Origin of the sequence: Halocatena halophila, assembly GCA_027563145.1 — an archaeon.
In the GTDB taxonomy this organism is placed as follows: domain Archaea; phylum Halobacteriota; class Halobacteria; order Halobacteriales; family Haloarculaceae; genus Halocatena; species Halocatena halophila.
On the sequence record CP071306.1, the window covers coordinates 1733586 to 1751119 of the forward strand.

At 58.0% G+C, this 17534-nt stretch carries 17 protein-coding genes and 2 tRNA genes; 10 read left to right on the forward strand and 9 right to left on the reverse strand.

What is annotated here, in order from left to right; genetic code table 11:
• The first annotated feature begins 7 nt into the window (after positions 1 to 7).
• The 3 genes from pstC to pstB are packed head-to-tail and all read left to right on the forward strand — an operon-like array spanning position 8 to position 3524.
• Positions 8 to 976 carry a phosphate ABC transporter permease subunit PstC gene (gene pstC / locus JXQ78_RS09260; RefSeq protein ID WP_330630485.1) on the forward strand — a complete coding sequence of 323 codons (969 nt, stop codon included), beginning with the start codon at positions 8 to 10 and terminating at the stop codon, positions 974 to 976.
• Positions 976 to 2652: a phosphate ABC transporter permease PstA gene (gene pstA, locus JXQ78_RS09265; RefSeq protein ID WP_330630486.1), complete on the forward strand. Its 1677-nt coding sequence runs from the start codon at positions 976 to 978 to the stop codon at positions 2650 to 2652. Before pstC ends, pstA begins: the two co-directional genes overlap by 1 nt.
• Positions 2649 to 3524 carry a phosphate ABC transporter ATP-binding protein PstB gene (gene pstB, locus JXQ78_RS09270; RefSeq protein WP_407934015.1) on the forward strand — a complete coding sequence of 292 codons (876 nt, stop codon included), beginning with the start codon at positions 2649 to 2651 and terminating at the stop codon, positions 3522 to 3524. The genes pstA and pstB overlap by 4 nt, the downstream gene beginning before the upstream one ends.
• Here pstB and JXQ78_RS09275 read toward each other — a convergent pair whose 3' ends face one another.
• Positions 3525 to 4097 (reverse strand): IMP cyclohydrolase, encoded by a 573-nt coding sequence (locus JXQ78_RS09275; protein ID WP_330630487.1) that lies wholly within the window; start codon positions 4095 to 4097, stop codon positions 3525 to 3527. It lies immediately after the preceding gene.
• Between the two features lie 102 nt (positions 4098 to 4199).
• Here JXQ78_RS09275 and JXQ78_RS09280 point away from each other — a divergent pair.
• From JXQ78_RS09280 to thsB, 5 genes are all read left to right on the forward strand, one after another.
• Positions 4200 to 4272 (forward strand) — tRNA-Gln (locus tag JXQ78_RS09280).
• Positions 4273 to 4409: 137 nt separating this feature from the next.
• Entirely contained in the window at positions 4410 to 5918 is a 1509-nt protein-coding gene (locus JXQ78_RS09285; RefSeq protein WP_330630488.1) for a hypothetical protein, read from the forward strand.
• Positions 5919 to 6001: 83 nt separating this feature from the next.
• The gene (locus tag JXQ78_RS09290) at positions 6002 to 6847 is read left to right on the forward strand and encodes a helix-turn-helix transcriptional regulator (RefSeq protein WP_330630489.1); all 846 of its coding nucleotides are present in this window, start codon (positions 6002 to 6004) and stop codon (positions 6845 to 6847) included.
• A 26-nt stretch (positions 6848 to 6873) separates the two neighbouring features.
• Positions 6874 to 6954: transfer RNA gene (locus tag JXQ78_RS09295), tRNA-Ser, on the forward strand.
• A gap of 210 nt (positions 6955 to 7164) precedes the next feature.
• Positions 7165 to 8835: a thermosome subunit beta gene (thsB, locus tag JXQ78_RS09300; RefSeq protein ID WP_407934016.1), complete on the forward strand. Its 1671-nt coding sequence runs from the start codon at positions 7165 to 7167 to the stop codon at positions 8833 to 8835.
• Between the two features lie 31 nt (positions 8836 to 8866).
• Here the strand turns inward: thsB and JXQ78_RS09305 are convergent, their stop codons facing one another.
• From JXQ78_RS09305 to JXQ78_RS09315, 3 genes are all read right to left on the reverse strand, one after another.
• Complete coding sequence (locus tag JXQ78_RS09305; protein ID WP_330630490.1) at positions 8867 to 9193, reverse strand: hypothetical protein; 327 nt, start codon at positions 9191 to 9193, stop codon at positions 8867 to 8869.
• Positions 9194 to 9372: 179 nt separating this feature from the next.
• Entirely contained in the window at positions 9373 to 10167 is a 795-nt protein-coding gene (locus JXQ78_RS09310; RefSeq protein WP_330630491.1) for a hypothetical protein, read from the reverse strand.
• Positions 10164 to 10967 (reverse strand): hypothetical protein, encoded by an 804-nt coding sequence (locus JXQ78_RS09315; RefSeq protein WP_330630492.1) that lies wholly within the window; start codon positions 10965 to 10967, stop codon positions 10164 to 10166. Before JXQ78_RS09315 ends, JXQ78_RS09310 begins: the two co-directional genes overlap by 4 nt.
• A 111-nt stretch (positions 10968 to 11078) precedes the next feature.
• On the opposite strand from JXQ78_RS09315, the gene JXQ78_RS09320 reads away from it, so the two are divergent.
• Complete coding sequence (locus tag JXQ78_RS09320) at positions 11079 to 12074, forward strand: ornithine cyclodeaminase family protein (protein WP_330630493.1); 996 nt, start codon at positions 11079 to 11081, stop codon at positions 12072 to 12074.
• A gap of 54 nt (positions 12075 to 12128) precedes the next feature.
• The gene (locus JXQ78_RS09325) at positions 12129 to 12392 is read left to right on the forward strand and encodes a hypothetical protein (protein ID WP_330630494.1); all 264 of its coding nucleotides are present in this window, start codon (positions 12129 to 12131) and stop codon (positions 12390 to 12392) included.
• A 15-nt stretch (positions 12393 to 12407) separates the two neighbouring features.
• On the opposite strand, the gene JXQ78_RS09330 is transcribed toward JXQ78_RS09325, so the two are convergent.
• The 5 genes from JXQ78_RS09330 to JXQ78_RS09350 form a co-directional block, all read right to left on the reverse strand.
• On the reverse strand, positions 12408 to 12602 hold the full coding sequence (locus JXQ78_RS09330) for a DUF7535 family protein (RefSeq protein WP_330630495.1): 195 nt from the start codon (positions 12600 to 12602) through the stop codon (positions 12408 to 12410).
• Between the two features lie 44 nt (positions 12603 to 12646).
• A complete protein-coding gene (leuS, locus tag JXQ78_RS09335) occupies positions 12647 to 15484 on the reverse strand; it encodes a leucine--tRNA ligase (RefSeq protein WP_330630496.1) in 2838 nt (945 codons plus the stop codon).
• Between the two features lie 70 nt (positions 15485 to 15554).
• Positions 15555 to 15965, reverse strand: coding sequence for an Hsp20/alpha crystallin family protein (locus JXQ78_RS09340; protein ID WP_330630497.1), 411 nt, complete (start codon positions 15963 to 15965; stop codon positions 15555 to 15557).
• 72 nt (positions 15966 to 16037) lie between these two features.
• Positions 16038 to 16844, reverse strand: coding sequence for a prephenate dehydratase (pheA, locus tag JXQ78_RS09345; protein WP_330630498.1), 807 nt, complete (start codon positions 16842 to 16844; stop codon positions 16038 to 16040).
• A gap of 63 nt (positions 16845 to 16907) precedes the next feature.
• Positions 16908 to 17519 (reverse strand): Yip1 family protein, encoded by a 612-nt coding sequence (locus JXQ78_RS09350; protein ID WP_330630499.1) that lies wholly within the window; start codon positions 17517 to 17519, stop codon positions 16908 to 16910.
• Between the last annotated feature and the right edge of the window lie 15 nt (positions 17520 to 17534).

Consider the following 17534-nt stretch of genomic DNA (forward strand, 5'->3'; position numbering starts at 1 on the left):
TCGAACGATGTCATCTATCACGTCTGATTTGACGACGCGGACGGCAAAATCGCCCCGTGAACGGCTTGCGCGCTGGTTTTTCTTCGCCTGTGCGGCGATATCGATCGTCGTCACGATCGGTATCGTCGTGGTACTCGTTCTGGGTGCGCTCAAGTTCTTCCGTTCGACCGGCGTCGCACTCGGGATGGCTCCTGGAGACACCGTTTCGCTCTCGTCGTATCTACTTGAGGGGAAATGGACTCCGGGGAGTGAACCCCAGCAGTTTGGCTTGCTCGCGCCGCTCTCTGCGACGGTCATGCTCATGCTCGGGTCGGCGATCATTGCACTCCCACTTGGGCTCGCGGCGGCAATCTACCTCAGCGAATACGCGAGCGATCGAATGCGGTCGTTTCTCAAACCGGCACTCGAGATTCTGGCCGGGGTTCCAACTGTCGTCTACGGATTTTTCGCACTGGTGTATATCACGCCGCTGTTGGACCAGCTGGTTCCGCTGGGCGTTGGAACGTTCAACATGGTGTCTGCGTGCATCGTGGTTGGAATCATGATCATTCCGATGGTCACCTCGATCAGCGAAGACGCGATGAATGCGGTGCCGGATTCGCTTCGGCAGGCTGGCTATGGTCTCGGGGCAACGAAGTTTGACGTTTCGACGACCGTTGTCGTCCCTTCAGCGATTTCAGGAATCGCATCGTCGTACATTCTGGCGCTTTCGAGGGCGATCGGCGAGACGATGGCCGTGGCAATCGCAGCCGGCAGTCAATCGACGGTGATGAATCCGCTGAATCCAGTGGCGTATTTCAGTCCCAATTCGCCGATCACGGCACAGATGATCCAGCTCGCAACGGGCGACATTTCGGCGCAGGGGGCGGCCTATCACGCCATGTTCGCGCTCGGACTCACGCTGTTTGTCGTCACGCTGGCGATGAACGTCGTGAGTGAGCTCATTTCGAGTCGATACAGGGAGGTGTATCGATAATGGCCACCGACCACGCAGACAACACCGCAACGGTGAGCCGAACCCGTGGTATCGTGTTCCGATACGTGCTGTTGGTTGCCACGCTCTCTGCGCTCGCGTCGCTTGGCCTGTTGCTCGCGAACGTGGCCGTCGATGCGTTCGCACCGTTCAGCGCGGATCCGAGCTGGTATCTGGTCTATCTCTGTACGCTCGTGTTGCCGACGCTGCTCGTTGGCTGGGTGCTGCGTCGTCACGAGCTCCTCGTGGGTGGGATTGAGGCGCTGTTCGTCCCGATTGGAGGGCTGTTTGGGGCTGGGGCGCTGTTTTTGCTGTTCGAAGTCCTCCCGTTCAACGTCTGGTTCGCCTGGGCTGTCGGTATTGCCGTTCCCCTTGCGATCTGGTTGCTTTCCAGTGTGGCTGGCACAAGCGGACGGCTACGAGCTGGGCTCACACTCATATTCGGGGGTGTGTCCCTCTTTGGGCTCCCACTTGTGGACGTTTCAACCACGGGCGTACTCGGACCACTGGTGATGGGGCTTCCGGCGTACATCCAGCTCAAGGTATACTCGATACCGAACTACTACCTGACGTATCTGCTCACGCTTGCGTTGCCGGTCGCCCTGCTGGTTGGCCATCAGATTCGAAAGCGAGAATCATTCAACGCAGGGCTGGCGGCCACCGGTCTGGTAGCCATAGCCAGCCTGTCGGTACTGTTCCAGACGGTGGTTTACACCTACGTGGCGCTCGTGCTGGTGGTAACCGTTCTCGTCCCGGCAGCGTGGTACTGGTATACCCAGTGGCGCGATCGTCCGGACGATCGCCTGCAGTTCGCATTTCCGGCAACCGTGCTCATTGGTGCTGGACTCGGTCGGCTCGCAATCTGGGCACTGTCGATCAGTGGCCCAAACTCGTGGGTTGACTTACAGTTCTTACAGGACGCGCCGACACGATACGCCGAATCGGCCGGTCTGAACCCCGCGCTCGTGGGCTCGTTGTTGTTGATGGTCGTTGTGATCGCGACAGCGTTCCCGCTGGGTGTGGGGGCGGCGGTGTATCTCGAAGAGTATGCCCCAGACAACGGATTCACCCGTCTGATCCAGCTGAACATCTCGAATCTCGCTGGCGTTCCCTCGGTCGTCTACGGACTGCTTGGGCTTGGGCTGTTCATCAATCTCGGTGGCATGAGCGGCGAGACGATATCGCTGTTCGGCCGGACGATTACTTTGAGTGGTATGCCGACCGGGTCAGTACTCGTCGGCGGATTGGCGATATCGCTGTTAATCCTGCCGATCGTAATCATCTCCTCGCAAGAGGCGATTCGCTCGGTGCCGGATTCGCTCCGACAGGCCTCGTTTGGCATGGGCGCTACCCGCTGGCAAACCGTCAAGCACGTGGTGTTACCGCGTTCGATCCCGGGCATTCTGACGGGAACAATTCTCGCAGTTGGGCGTGCCGTCGGCGAGACGGCACCGTTGATCATGGTGCTTGCGGCCAGTTACTCGTCCTCGCCACCTGGTGGGCTGCTGGATAAGGCAACTGCACTCCCGCTTCAGGTGTACTCCTGGGCGTTCGAACCCGACCCCGCGTTCCGCCACGGGGTGCTGGCGGCCGGCGTGGTCGTGATGATCGTGGTACTGCTGGTGATCAACTCGATCGCAATAATCGTACGCAACAAGTATGAGGCAAGGCAACAATGACTGACGGACACAGTGAAGCGGAGACCGAACCGAACGCCACAACCGACTCAGCGACGATGACTGACGACTCGGAGGACGAACTCAAAACGCACTCGGCGGGCTTTGAATCACCACCGACTGGTGAAACGATCATCGAGGCCGAAGACGTCAACGTCTGGTACGATGACGACCGGGCGTTAGAAGACATCTCAATGGCGGTGCCCGAACACAACGTCACGGCTATCATTGGCCCGTCTGGCTGTGGGAAATCCACGTTCTTGCGCTGTATCAATCGGATGAACGATTTGATTGACGACGCACGCGTCGATGGAACGCTCAAACTCGCCGGGAAGAACGTGTACGACGAGGATGTCGATCCGGTTGCGCTTCGCCGTCGCGTCGGCATGGTGTTCCAAAAGCCCAATCCATTTCCCAAGAGCATCTACGACAACGTGACTTACGGGCTGGAGATGCAGGGCATCGACGGCGATTACGACGCGATCGTCGAAGATGCGCTGCGCGAGGCTGCACTCTGGGATGAGGTGTCGGACCGCCTCCACGAGTCGGGATTGGAGCTCTCCGGTGGTCAACAACAGCGACTCTGTATTGCGCGGGCGATCGCACCGGATCCAGAGGTGTTGTTGATGGACGAGCCCGCGAGCGCACTCGATCCGGTAGCGACCTCACAGATTGAGGATCTCATCGCCGAACTTGCCGAGGAGTACACGGTCGTGATCGTCACGCACAACATGCAACAGGCCGCCAGGATCTCTGATAAGACGGCCGTGTTTCTCACGGGCGGGAAACTCGTTGAGTTCGACGACACGCAGAAAATCTTCGAGAACCCCGAACACCAGCGGGTCGAAGATTACATCACGGGCAAGTTCGGTTGATCAGCCGTTGTGGATTGCAGTCTCGATTCCTTTCTCATCGACGCTAACACCAGCTGCACACACTGCGTGTTCGAATGAGCGATCGTACACCGCTCTAGCGGCGTCGATTGGGGTTGTTGCATCCAGCGAATCCGGCTGTGGAGCCTCTATTTCGTAGGTTGCCACGATCGTTGGTTCATCGATCTCTTTGACGAGTAATGCGTCGTGTCGGACAGTCCCGACGTACGCTGTCTGTGACCCAACGACGGCCGCGATCCGGGGCGTATTGTAGTCGTCCTTTTCGTAATCCAGTGCGTGTAATGCTTCGATGAGCGCATCGCGGACGGGATACCCTCGGTCTATCTTTTCGGAAATAGGGTCAGCGTGCGAGCCGTTTGCCAGCACGGCCTGCCCGTTTGGCGTTCGTACGCAGTTGTACGCGATGTATGGGTTGTCGGTTGGAGGTGCGTCCTCGGTTTCGGTTACGGTGAGTACGCCGTCTCGGTCGACGATCTTCCGGTGGGGAAACGACCGTGAGGAAACGCGATACGCACCAATACCAGGTCCAGCAACGATGAAGCGACCAACGTACATGCTCGTGACTCCCAGATATCCGAACTAATACGTGGCGATCCGGTTGCCAGGGAGGGTTCACAACAATTAAGACGGTGTACCGAATAGACCAGAATACATCACAGTCCCATGGGGTAGTGGCCAATCCTTCCGCCTTCTGGGGGCCGAGACCCAGGTTCGAATCCTGGTGGGACTATTCTTCAGCGGTCAATCACAGACCGGACGGTCTCTACGTGCTGGTGGTGGCTCTTGGATAATACTCTCAACTCTGGTTGGATATAAACGAACTATAGCTACCGTATAGTTGAAAAACCCTGGTGACATGGTAATTGTATGTCCGCACCGGATCTTGCAGAGCGTGTGGCTGACCTGCTCACGGTGGATCACGAGGAGTTCAGAACCAGAGTTGAACGCGAAACCGAGTGGTTACAGGAGGCGGTCCGGGACGGTGTCTTCGACAATCCACAGGGAATCGTGGGGCTGGAGTACGAGTTTTACGGCGTTGATGAGGAGACCGACGCCCTCCAGCGCGTTCCCCGACGATTGCTCGAATACATTGGTTTCGAGAAAGAACTCGGATTACACAACGCCGAGATGCAGACCACCCCACAGCCCCTCTCGACGTACGGGCTGGCGGCCCAGGAGGCCGAAGTCCAGGCCAGACTCGACGCGGCGCTCAGAGAATCGAACTCATCCGGTATCAGACTCGTCAGCGATGGGCTCTGGACGGTGCCGCCGGTTGGTGAAAGCGCCTCGTCGTATCTGACCGGCAGCGTCGACGACGACGGTATCACAATCGCCACCAACATGAGCGGGGCCGAGCGCTATCACGCAATGGCGAACGTCGATTTCGGCGCTGACCTCTCACTGTCTGCGCCCCACGTCGATCTCGAGGCCGACACGGTGATGCCTGAAAGCCTGATCACCTCGATTCAGCCACACTATCAGGTGTCACACGCTCCTGATTTGCCCTCGTATTTCCAGTATGCGATCCGTATTGCCGGACTGTTGCTCGCACTCGGAGTCAATTCGCCGTTTTTCCCGCCAGAACTGTACAATGACGACGTATCGACGGAAACGATCATGAACGACGGCTGGCTGGAAAACAGAATTCTGGTGTTCGAATCAATCTTGAACCCGCCCGAACAGCCGAAAGTCTGCTTTCCAGAGGACTTAGAGACGGTCGAGGAGGCGATTGAACGGATTGCAATCGATCGGACCGTCGTCCCAATGCTGTTCGAGAACGGCGACCGATTCGACGATCAGTTCGCTCACTTCAGACACAAACATGGGACCTACTGGCGGTGGGTCCGTCCAGTGTTCGACGGCCCGACCAGATCACACGCGAACGCTCGGATCGAGTTCCGACCGCTGCCGGGCCAGCCGACCGTCCGTGATGCAATCTGTCTCCAGGCAACGTACGCCGGTCTGCTCGAAAGCCTCACGAAACGAGAACATCCTGTCACCAGGCTCGACTGGCAAAAAGCCGAGGCGAACTTCTATTCGGCAGCTCGCAACGGCCTCCAGGGTGATTTCCATTGGCTCACCGCCGATGGCGTCGAGACGACTGATACGGACAGAATCTATGATGAACTCTTCGACTACGCGCGCGATGGGCTCTCCCTTCGCGGACTCGACAAACGCGAAATTGATCGGTACGTCACGCCGCTCAGACAGCGGTTCGAACGACGACTCTCACCGGCGCGCTGGAAACACGAACGTGTTCGCGAAGCGCTCGATGATGGCGCACCGTTCGTTGAGGCCGTCTGGGAGATGCAAACCGAGTACATTAACCGGCAAAAAACGACGTTAATCGAGGGTCTGTTCGTCGATTGGTTCTAATGAGCGGTGGAAATGGTACTCCTGACTGATTGCTCTTCGAACGGACCAGTAAATTTTTTGTGGTATGGTCGAAGATCCCTGGTATGCCAACTCCTGCAGATGTCGTCGAAATTCTAAGCAAGCGTCAGGAGTGGCTTCCACATCTCTGTGGGCAAGCACTGACGAAGCCCGAACTCTGCTCTGCAACTGGGGTCTCTTGGTCAACGATCGATCGAGGAGTAGCCGAACTCGAACGGGTCGAACTCGTCGAACGAACCACCGAAGGATTTCGACTCACAGCGTTTGGCGGTCTTCTCCATCGACTCCAGCGGTCGTACACTGCGACGGTCGAATCGATTGCGGAGGCACAATCGATGCAGACTCCGATACCAACCGGCAAGTTCGGCGAACTGGTAATGTTTAGAGGCGGTGATGTGGTCCTTCCGGACCCACACATGCCCGAAAAACCGACACGGACGATCCTCACGCTGTTGACCGAGGCAGAACAAACGTATGGGTTCACTCCCGTCATTCACGATCAGTACGTCACCACGAGTTACGAGCGAGTAATGCTCCACGACCTGGAGTTCGAATTTCTGATCACGCCGGAACTGTTCGATGGTCTGCTCGATACTTATGCCGAGTGGCTGCTCGAAGCGGTCAAACGCGATCGGTTCGAACTGTATCACCGGCCGACGATTCCCCCGTTTGGACTCACGATCTTTGAACCGGTTGCCGATGAGAATCCCGTCGTGATGATGGCGTTGTACGCTGAAAACGGACTTAGCGCGGTCGTTACGAATGATTCGATCCAGGCCGTTGGCTGGGCGTCAGAACTCTATCGTCGATACAGAAATGATGGCTCGGCAGTCACCACAGAGCTCCTCAAGAAGCGACTCTCAGAACAGTCCGAATCGAACGACGACGCCACTGAGAACGAAAAGGCTTAACGGCCGGTAAAACTACATTCACCTGAGCCGGGATGGCCGAGTGGTAAGGCGCACGCCTGGAAAGCGTGTTCCCTCTGGGATCCAGGGTTCAAATCCCTGTCCCGGCGTCACAACTCGTAGTTTTTGCCAGCACGGTTTTAACCCCAAGCGATGAATACCGTGACGTGTGTCCTTGCGTGTGATCAACGCACGAGGATTACCGGGGAAGTGGCTCATTGCTGGCGATTTATGTTTGTTGTTCTTCATATGGTACAATTTCGCATCCCTTCGCAGACCATACAAACTTATATAGAATCGCAAACAACGGTTGAGTGATTATGAGTCAGCAGATGGGCCAGCCCATGGTCATCCTCGGAGACGATGCCCAGCGGGTGAAAGATCGCGATGCACAGTCGCACAACATTGCCGCCGCGAGAGCGGTAGCAGAGGCCGTTCGGTCCTCGCTCGGACCGAAGGGTATGGACAAGATGCTCGTCTCCTCGATGGGGGATGTAACCGTCACCAACGACGGTGTGACCATTCTGCAGGAGATGGACATCGACAATCCGACCGCCGAGATGATCATCGAAGTCGCCGAGACCCAGGAGGACGAGGCTGGTGACGGCACGACGACGGCGGTCGCGATCGCGGGTGAGCTTCTGAAAGCTGCCGAGGATCTCCTCGAGCGCGACATTCACCCGACGGCCGTGATTCGCGGTTTCCACATGGCAAGCGAACAGGCCCGCAATGAGGTAGATTCGATCGCAACGGAAGTCGAACCTGATGACGAGCAGCTGCTTCGTAAGGTCGCAGAAACCTCGATGACGGGCAAGGGCGCAGAGCTCAACAAGGAGCTGTTGAGCCAGCTCATCGTCGATGCCGTTCGAGCGGTGACAGTTGAGAACGACGAGGGCGAGCACGTGGTTGATCTGGACTACGTGAACCTCGAGACCCAGACGGGTAGCTCGGCGAGCGAATCCGAGCTCCTTGAGGGTGCCATCGTGAGCAAGGATCCGGTGCATCCGGATATGCCGACTGACTTTTCGGACGCATCGCTGTTGCTCGTCGACGAGCCGATCGAAGTCGAAGAAGCCGATGTTGACACGCAGCTCAGCGTCGACAGTCCGGACCAGATCCAGCAGTTCCTCGACCAGGAAGAGGCCCAGCTCAAAGAGAAGGTCCAGCAGATCGTCGACACCGGCGCGGATGTCGTGTTCTGCCAGAAAGGAATCGATGATCTCGCACAGCATTATCTCGCCAAGGAAGGCGTACTCGCTGCTCGCCGGGTCAAAAAATCCGACATCGGCTTCCTGAAAGAGCTGACCGGCGCGCGGATCGTTTCGAGCCTCGGGTCGGCCACTGGCGAGGATCTCGGTACTGCCTCGATCACCCGCGACGACGACGAAGAGCTGTTCTACGTCGAGGGGACCGACGAGCAGGCTCACGGCGTGACGCTGTTGCTCCGTGGCTCCACCGAGCACGTTGCTGATGAACTCGAGCGTGGGCTCACCGACGCACTTGACGTGGTCGCCCAGACCGTTGCTGATGGTCGCGTGCTCGCTGGTGGTGGCGCAATCGAGGTTGAGGTTGCCCGCCGTCTGCGTGACTTTGCCGACTCCGTTTCCGGTCGCGAACAGCTCGCAGTCGAGGCGTACGCCGACTCGATTGAGCTCATTCCGCGTGTGCTCGCCGAGAACGCCGGCATCGACTCGATCGACACGCTGGTTGATCTCCGCTCGGCCCACGAGAACGGCGACGAACACGCCGGACTCAATGTGTTTGGCGGGTCCATTGAGGACACGTTCGAGGCAGGCGTCGTTGAGCCAGCCCACGCCAAAGAGCAGGCGCTTTCAAGCGCTTCTGAGGCAGCAAATCTCGTCTTGAAGATTGACGACATCATTTCGGCCGGAGATCTCTCCACCGAGGGCGAAGAGGACGGCGGCCCAGGCGGTGCCCCCGGCGGTATGGGCGGCATGGGCGGTATGGGTGGCATGGGCGGCGCGATGTAAGCTCGGCGAGCTATCCAGCCCGTTCAGTTTCTCACTCGAACGTCGTTTTCGAATCGTGAGGCTCCTTGATCATAGCGCCTGCCGGTGTGACGTATCTCACCATCGGTCCTGGTAATATGCCGTCGAACTGTTCTTCTGTACTCGCCGGTACATTGTTCCGCTCGGGATGGCCCATCTGTCGACCGTGTCGTTGCGCTTTTGTGCGGAAGATATCGGCTGCCCTGGAGACCAGCTTTTCCACCGAACACGACCGTTTCGTTCGCTCGTCGTAGACCACGCCCTTCGCCAGAACGGTCTGGGCGTTGCTTGTGAACTTCGTCGTTCGGTTCTGGGCAGCGTCTGCATTTACGTTGAACAACAGGCCAGAATTCCGATGTCGCTCTCGTACAGTCCTGGTGGATACTCCTGGATGGGCGATGGAACCGCCGGCGTCACTGATGGTTCTGCGTTCGAATCACTGCCCAGGCAAGCGCATCCTCCCGGCTATAACCACCAGCAGAACACATGGCACCGCACGTACGAGCGACACAGAATGGCTTATTCGTCCGTTCGGTTATCGATCTGCTCGCGTGCGTCTGGTACCCACTCTGGCTGTGTTGGTGGTGTGTCTGCGCGCTCGTAGGTAATTGTCGCGGTGTAAATGCCAGTGGATCCCAGCTCCGGATTTCGAACCGTTGCGTTCCGGATGAATCCGCGGTCGTCGATTACACACTGAATCGTCGCTGATTGGGTCTCCCCGGAGACGTTGTTCTCCTCTGTGGCATACATAATAGTGGCGTTGATTCGATAGAGCGTCCGGTTCGACGATTCATCGATCGGCTTGATCGTTTCGTTACCCGTTCGTGAGAGCGTCTTATTCAGCGTTCCGATCATTCGGAACCGCTGGCGTTCCATGGCGGGCCGTTCGTGAAATTCGACGCTGCCGTTTGCGTGCGCTCGCTTTTGAAGACTCCGGCCGTCTTCGATCCACTGCTCTAGGCTTTTATTTTCTACTAGCCCCGTTTTGCTGTAGCCGATCGATCCATTCGCAGAGAACACGGTTGATGTGTTCTGTCTTTGGGGGGTGGTCTCGTTCTCGAACGCGTATTTCGTGTGATGTGTGATCCGCACGGGGCTCTCATTGAGAACGGATCGGTGTGCGTGGACGAGCTGGTTGCCATCGACGATCGTCTCGTTTGTCACTCCTGGAGCGATCTGGTTTGCTGGCCCCTCCTCTGGTACTGGCGCGGGGGTTACCCTGATGTCGTCGCCGGTTGGCGTAAAGCCACTACAACCGGCGAGAAGCACCACGACGAGCATACTCACGGCAATGAGCGGCTTCGATCTCGTCATGGCGTCGTCCGATTCGTACTGTGTTCTTTTGCCATCGCTACCCAGTCGGGTTTCGATGGGAGCTCTACCCCAGTTTCAAAGCGATATGTGATGCTCATGTTGATAGATCTGTCATAGCGTTCCGTCCGCTCGGTTTGCATCGTAATGTTACGGATGATACCCGCTTTCGTGATGGTCAGTGCAAACGATCTGTTCGGTGTGCGGTGTGTCGCTTCTGGAACGTTATTGTCGGCAGGAACGAACGAGCCGGTGATCCGATAGATCGCCGTGTCATTTTTCGTTTCCACCGATGCTACCTGCTGGGAACTAGTGTTCGAAAGTGGCTCACCGAGTCCGCTGACCTGTTGGAAGCGGTGGCGACCGTCGATTTTCCGATTGGGGTATCGAACGGTCCCATTTGGAAATGTGACACGGTGTAGCTGCTTCGATTCCTGAAACCAAACGGAGTTATGTAGTGTCCCCTTCCCCGGTATTCGTTGCGTACGGGTCGCAGACCACGGCCCTCCGGAGATAGAGAACCAGTTCGAACCGATGTACTGCGTTTTTACACTGCCGTTCGTATACGTGTGGTTCGATCGAAACTGCATTCGCACTGTTGATCCGTTCAGTGCCTGCTGGTGGGCGCGAAACAGTGTGGAGGCGTTTTCGATGCCACGCTCGGTGACACCAGGGGCGATGTAGCTGTTTGGGATCTGTGCCGGTGTGACGGTCGGACTATCGGCCGAACCCTGAAACGGTCCACCCGAACAGCCGGCGAGAACCAGGACAGCGACGAGTATGAGCGGGGCTCGACAGTCCATGTAGTAGATGGCAAATAGTAACCAATTGAATCTACTGATTTATTGCGACGTCCCGCGCTGGACGCCTGTCGTTTCGCGCCAATTTAGTAGGCTGGCGCAAAAGTTGCCAGTATGCAGACGCTGCTGTTAAACCACGACGCCGTCGCGGCGAATGCCCAGATGCCTGCCGTGATCGAGGCCGTTTCGGACGCGTTCGCTGCGTATGAGCGCGGCGACGCCCAGATGCCAGCCAAGTCTTACATCCAACTCGAGCAGTACAACGGTGATTTCCGCTCGATGCCGGCGTATCTCGAGGCAGAGACGTGGGATGCGGCGGGAATCAAATGGGTGAACGTTCATCCGGATAACGCGCGCGATTACGATCTTCCGACCGTGATGGGGACGATGATCTACTCGGATCCAGAAACCGCGTTCCCGCTCGCGATCATGGACGGGACGACGTTGACCCGACTGCGCACCGGTGCGGCAGCAGCCGTTGCGACAGACCACCTGGCCATTGAGGGTGCAACCTCGCTGGGGATTGTGGGTGCTGGCGTCCAGTCATACACTCAACTCGAAGCGATCGCACAGATCCGACCGATCGAGAAGGTTGTCGTGAGCGATCTCGACGACGACCGACTGGCCCGATTCGTGGCTCGCTACGAGGACGATTTCGAGGTCACGACCGGCTCGATCGGTGACGCAGCAGCGTGTGACGTGCTCTCGACCGTGACGCCCGTCACTGATCCGATCGTAGAGCGCTCGATGCTGGCCGAGCACACTCATGTGAATGCGATCGGTGCCGACGCGCCGGACAAACACGAGCTCTCAGACGAGATCCTCACGGAGGCAACGATCGTCATCGACGACCGCGAGCAGACCACCCATTCGGGCGAGATCAACGTGCCGTGGAGTGAAGGGACCCTCACCGACGACGATATCCACGCAGAAATCGGAGAGATCGTCGTCGGTGCGGTTCCGGGACGCACCGCAGACACCTCGATCTCTGTCTTCGACAGCACCGGGCTCGCAATCCAGGACGTTGCCACCGCACACGTGGTGTACGAAGCGGCAAGCAGTGCAGACAACGGAACGCCGTTCGATCTGGTCGATCAGTCGACCGACTGATCCCGGTAGTTGCTGTCCAATAGGTATTTGTTTTGGTCGTTCCAATTGGACGATATGGTCTCTCCGATAGTTCGCGCCCTCCGCGAATCGATTCCGGATACGGTTTCGATCATCTGTGGTTTGCTTTGTCTCGGGCCGTTTTTACTACTGATCGACGTGATGGGTGTCGACATAATTCAATCGCTCACCGCTGGTGATGGAATGGGGCTCCTCTGGCTCGCTGTCTGGGGTGTGTGTTCTTCTGTCATCGGTCACCTTCGTGAGTCGCTTGGAACGACGCTCGAACGCCGCGATGAGTCGATGGAATCCGTTCGGTGAGCGACGCCCTCGCTATTAGTCACTTGAGGGCCCGATCCGATCGATGAGCCAGAGAATGATCATAAACGGCAACAGTGGAATGAGAAGCACGCCGAGGACGATAAACAACAGCCAGCCGATCGCGTCCATCTCGAGATCCGGACGACCGAGGTGGAGTTCCGTCACACTCTCTGTTGGCTCTTCGCCGGCATCATCGGTTGTCACAGCCATACACATAACTACGTGCCCCCGCGAATAAAAGGATCTCCGACGGCCTACTCGATCCGAACGGCTGGTCTAAACGGCGTCGCGTCGCTGGCGTACTCCTGTTCGCTTGCTTCGACGTCAGCTTCTTGTGCGACGGTCACGTCGGCGTCGAAGGTGTCCTCGAGAAAGTCGATTGCTCTCGAATACACCGACGCCTCATCGATTGCTTCTAAGCGCTCAAGCGTCCCCTCGTCGGTTCCCCGATAGCGATCAACCAGTTCGGAAACGAGGTCATTGACCTGTTCTGCGTGAGATTTTAGATTCTCCTGATCCATCGCCACGTCCATCACGTCGCTGTGATCGGGTCCCGCCTCGACGAACACGTCGAACACCTCGCGTTTCCACGGTGCCCGAACGTAAACTGAAATCTCTTCAGGGTCTTTTTCGATCACCTCCTGAATTGCCGTGATGTCGTCGGTGAGCGCATCAACGAGCGATTCCTCGAGTTCAATACCCCTATCAATGGCGTCAGTGTCGGCGACTGGCCAGTTGGTGACTGGTTCGTCTGTGAGTGCTTCGTAACAGTCGTTGGCCAGATGCGGGATGAATGGTGCGAGCAGTTTGAGTCGTGTCTCTAAAACTGTCGCAAGCGTCCATCGTGCGCCTGGTCGGTCCGTCTCGGTCCGTCGTCGATACCATCGGAGCGTGTCTTCAAAGCGGTAGAAACACTCCTGGCTGGCCGTCCGGGTCTCGAACGCTTCGAGCGCATCAGTCACGTGCTGGACGGTGTGCTGGAGCTTCGAGAGGAGCCATTTATCGATTTGTTCGAGTTCCGGGCGCTCGTCAGGAATTTCCGAATCGATCACCGATTGGGCACGGTCGTAGAATCGCTTGAGTTGTCGGTGTGTGTCTTCGACGCGCTCGTCGCGCCAGTCGAAATCTTGCCACGGTTCGGCGTTGTTCAGGAGGAAAAACCGCACCGTATCCGCGCCATACTCCTCAATTGCGGTGCCGGCAAGCACGACGTGGCCCTTCGATGAGGACATTGCCGATCCATCGAGCAATCCCATTCCCATGCTGGTGACGGTCTCTGGCCAGTACGGTTTCTCGAAGAGCTCCGCGTGGTGATAGAGATAGAAGGTGAGATGATTCGGGACGAGATCGCCGCCGGAACACCTGACATCGACGGGATACCACGCGTCGAACTCCTCGTGCAATGAGCGAGCAGTGTCGTCCGGATCGTCAACCGCACCCGGGCCGAAAAACACGGCGTCGAAAAACTCGTGTGTGAGCTTCTCGATGGGGAGATCTTCGAGTCGGTGTGCGATGGTGTAGTAGGCCATATACAGCGTCGAATCCGACAACGGCTCGATGATGAACTCTTCATCCATCGGCAACGGCGTCCCAAGGCCGTAGTTGCGGATGCAGGGCCACGCTTCGAGCCAGTCGATCGCGTGGTCGAACTGGTCGGCCGTGGACGGTGGGATCGTCTGTAGTCCATCGAGTGCGTCGTACGCTTTCTCGGTCCAGTCCTGGTCGTTGTATCGCAGGAACCAGGTTTCCTGTTCAGCGATGATTACTTTTCCGCCTGCCCGTGAGATCACGGGTTCCGGAAAGTCGAACATCGTGGTGGCGACCCCATCCGCAACGAGGTCGTCACGGAACGCCGTGCGAACCTCTCCGATCAGTTCACCCTCGTAGTCGTCGTACATTGCTCGCAGCCGGCCATTGTGGAACTCGGCGCTGTAGAGCTCCTGTGTGATCGTCTCGAGCTCTGGGTCCTCGACCGAGTCGATAGCACGGAATTCGACCGCATCGCGAGCCGGCAGTTCCCCGTACCCTTCAACGTCTGCGATTGCAGTCGGTTCGATCTCGGCGACGATTTCGGGGTCAATATCGTATGGCTCGAGGCGCTCGGGCTCATTTTCGAGTGTTTTGAGCGCCAGCCAGTCGTCAGGACTGTGTGCTGGCACGCTCATGACGACACCCGTCGCGTTCGCTGTATCGACGAATGATGCCGGAAGAATCGGCATCTGTGCTCCCGTCACCGGATTTGTCACCGTCTCGCCGACAAGTGCTTCGCCCTCGATTTGCGCTTCGATTTCGACATCGTGTGTCTGGTGTTCGAGTTTGACGACGGCGTCGGCGGCGACAATCCAGGTGTCGCCATCGACTGTTGCTCGGACGTAGCGTCCGTCGGGGTTGACAAACGCGTTCGTGACGCCGTGGATCGTCTCCGGACGAAGCGTTGCCATTGGAACGATGGCATCGTCCGTTTCGAATTTGAGTAGCGTGTACTCCTGGGACTCCACGTCGTCGCCAACGAGGATGTCGTGTGTTGTAACGGGGGTGTCTTGCTCGATACAGTAGCTCACCGGGTGGAGGCCTCGTTCGAGCAGTCCGCGATCGTTGAGCGTCTCGTACTGCCAGGTGATAAATCGCTGATAGCGCTCGTCCGTCGTGGTGAACGTTCGTCGCCAGTCGATCGAAAGCCCGAGCGCTTCCATGTTCGCTTTGTAGTGGGTGTCGATGAAGTACTGGGCAAACGCCATCGGCGAATCGAGATCTTCGAGCGTCGCTTCGGGAACGTCAAACGTGTCGGTCAAGATCTCGCGCTGTTCCGTGTCGTCGTTGTTGAGCCGCTCTACGGCACCAACGATCGGCGTTCCAGTGACGTGCCAGCCGATGGGAAACAGGACGTTTTCGCCCTGTAACCGCCGGTATCGAGCGAACACGTCGGGGACGGTGTACGTTCGCACGTGACCAACGTGCATTCCACCGTTCGGATACGGATACGGCACCGTTACGAACGTGGTGTCGCCGTCTGGTTCTGCCTCGAACTGACCGGTTTCGTTCCAGCGCTCTCGCCAGCGCGACTCGATGGTATCCGGCTCGTACTCGGTCATGGCGCTACGAATGGGCGGCCCGCCTAAAGAAGTATACAATTCGTTGTGACGTACGCTCGCTGTCGGGCGATCACTCGATTGGGATCGACTGGCCGCCGTCCTGGCTGGTCTCTTTCGAGAGTGCAACCGTGAGCACGCCGTTCGTGTAGGTCGCGTCCGTTTCGTTTTCGACGACGCCCTCGGGGAGTCGGACAGTACGACTTATGGATTCGTGCGATCGCTCGCGCCGAACGTATTCGCCCTCCTCGTCTTCGGTTTCGGCGGTTCGCTCTGCTTCGATTCGGAGGGTTTTCCCCGACAGTCGCACCTCGATGTCGTCTTTGTCGTAGCCTGGCAGGTCGGCTGTGATGACGAAACGATCTCCCTCATCGAGGAGGTCGAGCGGTACACCCTGGGTGAGATTCGTGTCGAACGAGCGGAGGCCTTTGTCCATCTGTTCGAACATGCGCTCGATCTCTTCGAAGGGATTTCGCGATGTCATAGCTGAGGGATACGTTCTCTTCGGGGTTAAATCTAGCACCCATCCGGTGGTTCGAACGACTTTGTCCCACAATCACTCCACGACGTGTTCGGTGTCGTACGATCCCAGTCGTTGGATACTTCCAGCACCGACCTCGGTTTCGATCTCTGCAATGGCGTTCTGGGTTCGTTGTTCGTACAGGCCGGTGTCGATGTCGATGTGGAACAGATAATCACCAAGCCGGTCGCCGGTTGGTCGGGATTCGATTCTGGAGAGATTGATGTCTCGCTCTGCGAATGGTTCGAGCAGTTCGAGCAACAGTCCCGGGTGGTCGGTGTCCGGTGCGACGATCAGTGACGTTTTCCCGCCCGCGTCGGTCCGTTCGATCTCCGGGGCCAACACCACGAATCGCGTGGCGTTCGAGGAGCGGTCCTGGATTCCTTCGGCGAGCACCGTCAGCTCCGCACCGGCGTTGTCGGGGTGGGCAATTGCGGCTGCCGTTGGATCGCTTCGAGCGCGTTCGACGCCCTGGGCGGTTGAGGAGACGGGGACGAGCTCTGCGCTGGGATACTCCGCGGCGAGATGGGCCCGACACTGGGCAAGCGCCTGGGCGTGGCTTTCGATCGTCTCGAACGATGGCCCCTGTGCGATCAGGGCGTGTCGAATTGGCGTGACGATCTCTCGAACGATGGCCACCTCGTGGGTTGCCAGCGCGTCGAGCGATTCGGTCACCGATCCCTCGATCGAGTTTTCGATCGGGATCACGCCCCGGTCGGTGGCTCCAGATTCGACACGTCTGACGATTTCTGTCACTGATTCAGTGAATTCAATCTCGTCGGCGATCGAACGCGTCGCCCGGTGGGAGTAGGTGCCGGCCGGTCCGAGTGTGATGGCGTCCATTACCACGGCAAGTGACTCGCCACCAAAAAGCACGTCGGAGCCGGCAGCAGACGGCTCGACCGATCAGAGTAGCTGGCCGGTAGAAAGCTGATAGAGCCCGGAGAGCCCGAGCATCACCACCACGGCTATTGTCGCGTCTCGTCGCGAGCAGTCGTTCGCCCACTGGAGGCCGGCGATCCAGAGATATCCACTCACGAGAAAGGTCGCTGAGTTTGCGAGTCCGGCGATACGGAGCACCGGTTGATCGTAGTAGCTGGTGGTGAGCTGTTGGAATTCGACTAGCGTCTCTGTTCCGGTGGTGGTTGGTGGCGTCGCAAGGAGTGCTGCGACGATTGTGAGCAGTCCGCCGATCCACGCCGGAAGCAGTCCGTAGGCGGTTATCGTCCAGATACGACGAGACGACCCCTCGTTGTCCTGGAGACGGCTGATCACGACGAATCCGATCGCGAACCAGCCGAGGATGATGAGCGGTGCGAATGCGGTGCCGAACAGAGTACCCACCAGTATTGGCCCATCGAAGAAATATCGAACCGAGAGATAGTTGCCGAAAACGTAGCACAGGGCGAGTCCCCCTATGATGATCATCGGCCAGTTTCGTGCTGGCTCCTCATCGAGCTCGGCGAAAAACGATGCTGGATTTCGGAACAGTTTCTGGAGATTTGGCGGTGTGCTCATTCGTTGAACGCCTCG

Excerpts from the sequence above, each read along its gene's own strand:
- JXQ78_RS09350 (WP_330630499.1), bottom strand. The coding sequence starts at position 17,519 with ATGAGCACACCGCCAAATCTCCAGAAACTGTTCCGAAATCCAGCATCG.
- pstB (WP_407934015.1), top strand. The coding sequence starts at position 2,649 with ATGACTGACGGACACAGTGAAGCGGAGACCGAACCGAACGCCACAACC.
- thsB (WP_407934016.1), top strand. The coding sequence starts at position 7,165 with ATGAGTCAGCAGATGGGCCAGCCCATGGTCATCCTCGGAGACGATGCC.
- JXQ78_RS09315 (WP_330630492.1), bottom strand. The coding sequence starts at position 10,967 with ATGGACTGTCGAGCCCCGCTCATACTCGTCGCTGTCCTGGTTCTCGCC.
- JXQ78_RS09275 (WP_330630487.1), bottom strand. The coding sequence starts at position 4,097 with ATGTACGTTGGTCGCTTCATCGTTGCTGGACCTGGTATTGGTGCGTAT.
- JXQ78_RS09310 (WP_330630491.1), bottom strand. The coding sequence starts at position 10,167 with ATGACGAGATCGAAGCCGCTCATTGCCGTGAGTATGCTCGTCGTGGTG.
- leuS (WP_330630496.1), bottom strand. The coding sequence starts at position 15,484 with ATGACCGAGTACGAGCCGGATACCATCGAGTCGCGCTGGCGAGAGCGC.
- JXQ78_RS09340 (WP_330630497.1), bottom strand. The coding sequence starts at position 15,965 with ATGACATCGCGAAATCCCTTCGAAGAGATCGAGCGCATGTTCGAACAG.
- JXQ78_RS09290 (WP_330630489.1), top strand. The coding sequence starts at position 6,002 with ATGCCAACTCCTGCAGATGTCGTCGAAATTCTAAGCAAGCGTCAGGAG.
- JXQ78_RS09285 (WP_330630488.1), top strand. The coding sequence starts at position 4,410 with ATGTCCGCACCGGATCTTGCAGAGCGTGTGGCTGACCTGCTCACGGTG.
- JXQ78_RS09325 (WP_330630494.1), top strand. The coding sequence starts at position 12,129 with ATGGTCTCTCCGATAGTTCGCGCCCTCCGCGAATCGATTCCGGATACG.
- pheA (WP_330630498.1), bottom strand. The coding sequence starts at position 16,844 with ATGGACGCCATCACACTCGGACCGGCCGGCACCTACTCCCACCGGGCG.
- JXQ78_RS09320 (WP_330630493.1), top strand. The coding sequence starts at position 11,079 with ATGCAGACGCTGCTGTTAAACCACGACGCCGTCGCGGCGAATGCCCAG.
- JXQ78_RS09330 (WP_330630495.1), bottom strand. The coding sequence starts at position 12,602 with ATGGCTGTGACAACCGATGATGCCGGCGAAGAGCCAACAGAGAGTGTG.
- pstA (WP_330630486.1), top strand. The coding sequence starts at position 976 with ATGGCCACCGACCACGCAGACAACACCGCAACGGTGAGCCGAACCCGT.
- pstC (WP_330630485.1), top strand. The coding sequence starts at position 8 with ATGTCATCTATCACGTCTGATTTGACGACGCGGACGGCAAAATCGCCC.